Annotated in this window: 2 protein-coding genes; both read left to right on the plus strand. The window is 49.2% G+C overall.

Annotation, left to right across the window (positions count from 1 at the left end; genetic code table 11):
* Window positions 1-157: 157 nt before the first annotated feature.
* The gene (locus LKE08_RS14290) at window positions 158-2686 is read left to right on the plus strand and encodes an AAA family ATPase (RefSeq protein WP_324704910.1); all 2529 of its coding nucleotides are present in this window, start codon (window positions 158-160) and stop codon (window positions 2684-2686) included.
* 371 nt (window positions 2687-3057) lie between these two features.
* Window positions 3058-3486, plus strand: coding sequence for a Uma2 family endonuclease (locus LKE08_RS14295; RefSeq protein WP_324704911.1), 429 nt, complete (start codon window positions 3058-3060; stop codon window positions 3484-3486).
* Window positions 3487-3670: the final 184 nt, after the last annotated feature.

The following is a 3670-nucleotide window of genomic DNA, read 5'->3' on the forward strand; positions in this document are numbered from 1 at the left end:
TTGTCTGGCCCCCAAACCCCCAATACTGGGGGCTTTGAGTCGATCAATTTTTCACCAATCATTTCACATTGCTATATTATGGTCGTGGGGGCAACCTTATAGGGTTGCCCGGGGCTGAAAAAATTGATGATAAAAGGGTATGAATTGAAGTAAAATTATGGTTGAACGAGTCACCAATCAATTGAACCTCCAAACCGGCGATCGCTTTCTGGTTTTGTGCGGAACCGACACCGGGGATAGCTTCTGTAGCGACGATTTATTATTGCAAGATATCGAACAGGTTTTACATCGGTATCTGCAAAGTCAAGGTTTCGATCGCATCGTCTTCTATTCGGGAATTAAAAAGCTCTATTTCCTCGATGCGGAATCCCTGCAAAACGCCAGGGAACAGCCGAAAACCTCCCCGCCACCTTCCCCCCCAGAAATGCGGGTGAAAGCCGGCCCTTTGGGGAAACGCCGCCGCCTGTTGGGACGACAAACCTCCCCGGAACCGACGCCCCAACCGGCAGCAAATCGCCCCGCCGTGATATCTGATATTCAATGTATCGGCTACTTTCAACACTTCATGGAAGACACCCGCTACAAAAGTGCGATCGTGTTTTCTGATGTGGAAGATTTGCGGATGTTTGACAACCGCCGGGAACTGTTGGGACGGGTGGTGAGTTGGGGGCGACTTCCTCCCACGAATCGCAATCTTTGCGCGTTTATTTCCCACCATCATAGTTTACAACAGTTTCAAGATTTTTGCAACACTATCGGCTTTACTTTTCTGGGGAATTGGTTGCAAAATCGGGGCGATCGCCAATTTAATTTGGTTCGCGTGTCAACCCCGGCAGAAGGGGAGTTACAGAAACTCTGGGATTATTTCCGACTGGTTCACCAAAAACCCGTCAATTGGGGCGATCGCGACCGTTTAATTTCTGCGATCGCAGCCGAAAATCAACCCCTAAACACCTGGTACGATCGCTTTAATTCCGTTTCCGAATTATCCCTGACTGTCGCCAAACAGCAGCAGTGGCTATCCGGGGATGTCAGCGACAAACCGGCGTTGGAACGCTTGCAAGAATTGGTCGGTTTGGGGAATGTCAAAACCGCCGTCCAGCAAAAAATGGGGTCATTACAAATCGCCCGAGAACGCCAACAAAATGGCATCGCCACCGAACCCCCGAGGCTGCATTTGGTCTTCAAAGGAAACCCCGGAACGGGTAAAACCACCGTCGCGAGATTGATCGGAGAAATTTATCGAGATTTGGGGTTATTGCGGCGAGGTCATGTAGTAGAAATTGGCGGGCGAGATTTGGTGGCGGGATATGTGGGACACACGGCAATTTTGACCAATGAAACGGTCGATCGCGCTTTGGATGGGGTGTTGTTTATTGACGAGGCTTATACCCTCGCTCAAGGGGGTGAAAATGACTGGGGACGGGAGGCGATCGATACCCTATTAAAACGGATGGAAGATGAACGGGAACGGCTGGCGGTGATTGTCGCCGGATATCCGGAATTGATGAATAATTTTATCACATCTAACCCCGGTTTGTCGAGTCGTTTTGGAACGGAAATTATTTTCGAGGATTACAAACCGCCGGAATTGTTGACGATTTTCCGGCAGCGGGTAGATCGGGTCAAAGGTGCGATCGCGCCGAATTTGGAACCCCGTCTCGACAACTTATTGACCCAGCTTTACGACAACCGAGACGGCAATTTTGGCAACGCCAGGGAGGTGGAAAAGATATTCGATCGCATGGATGATTTACGGAGCGATCGCGTTATAAAATTGGGTTTGAATCCCCTGACGGAACCCTTTACCGTTGCCGATTTACCGCCGGACTATCGGGAACTCTCCCAACGGGGAACCGCCGATGAGGAGACGCTGGAAAAACTGTTGCAAGAATTGGAAGAGTTGACGGGGTTGCAGTCCGTCAAACAGGATGTCCGACAATTAATTAACACCCAAATCGCCAATATAAAATTGGCGAAGGCGGGGATGTTGGCCGGTAATGAAATGGAAACTCGCCACTTATTATTTACCGGCAATCCGGGGACGGGAAAAACCACCGTTTCCCGTTTGATCGGCCGAATTTATCGCGCTTTGGGGTTGTTGAAAAAGGGTCAATTTGTGGAAGCCGATCGCACCAAATTGGTGGGACAATATATCGGACATACCGCCGAAAAAACCGCCCAGGTGATTGAGTCGGCGGTGGATGGGGTGTTGTTTATAGATGAAGCCTATGCCTTATCTCGCGGGGGAGATAGCCGGGATTTTGGACGGGAAGCGATCGATACCTTGGTGCCGATGATGGAAAATTATCGCGATCGCCTGGTGGTAATTTTGGCGGGATATTCGCGGGAAATGGCGGAGTTTATGGACAGCAATCCGGGGTTGCAATCTCGCATTGCCAAGAAAATCCATTTCCCCGATTATACCGGAGAAGATCTGCACAGTATCTTTCTGGGAATGTGTCGGCAAAGCGGGCGAATTTGTCCGGATGAGGTATCGGCGAGGGTGCGAGAAATGATGAATTTTGCCTATCAAAATCGGGGGCAAAATTTTGGCAACGGTCGCGATGTCCGCAACTTTTATGAACGGATGGTAAACAATTTAAAAAATCGCATCGTCCGGGATAATTTGAGCGGTGAAGATATGGTAACATTTAGATGGGAAGATATTCCGAGTTGGGAGTAGCGATCGCCCCCAGCACCCCTTGAGAAGGGGGGAGCTAGATTTAAAGTCCCCCTTTTTAAGGGAGATAATGGGGGTTCATTTCGTTCTCCCCCGGCATGATCGAGATCCCCCCCAGCCCCCCTTTATAAGGGGGGAGCTAGATTTAAAGTCCCTCTTTTTAAGGGAGATAATGGGGGTTCATTTCGTTCTCCCCCGGCATGATCGAGATCCCCCCCAGCCCCCCTTGAAAAGGGGGGAGCTAGATTTAAAGTCCCCCTTTTTAAGGGGAGAGTTCGATTTAAAGTCCCTCTTTTTAAGGGGAGAGTTCGATTCAAAGTCCCCCTTTTTAAGGGGGATTTAGGGGGATCATTTATATTGATGAGGAATATTATATGACAATAACATCATCTAAAAAATTGACATTTGCTGAGTTTTTAGAACAGTGTCCCGACGGTTCGGGTGGGGTGGTGAAAGCTGAGGTTTGGAATCGCAACGTGCGGACTTACGGCGCGTTGACGGAACCGATTGAATTGGCGGTGGAGGTGGTTTCGACAAACTGGGAGGATGATTATCTTGACAGGCGGGACGAGTATCGGCGGTTGGGAATTGCAGAATATTGGATTGTGGATTATTTGGCGATCGCATCTCGGACGTTTTTGGGCAATCCCAAGCAGCCGCAGATTTTGGTTTATCGGTTGGTTGAGGGTGAGTATCAACTCCAGTCATTTTTGGGGGGCGATCGCATTTTGTCTCCCACTTTCCCCGAGTTGGAATTGACCGTTGACGAAGTATTTGCATCGAGCGGGATTCGCGAGTTATAATAGCAGTCAAGAAACCGGGTTTCTTTGAAAAATCTATGGGTCTAATGTGACTCTTCTTCTAGAAACCCGGTTTCTAAGTCTTATCGGGGTTGGGAATTATGGCGAACTGTCCGGTTTGTGAAACGGAATATACGGAAAATGAGGTCGAAACCTGTGCGGTGTGTGGCTATGACCTGACACCTCT

The organism is Lyngbya sp. CCY1209 (assembly GCF_035615495.1).
In the GTDB taxonomy this organism is placed as follows: domain Bacteria; phylum Cyanobacteriota; class Cyanobacteriia; order Cyanobacteriales; family Microcoleaceae; genus Limnospira.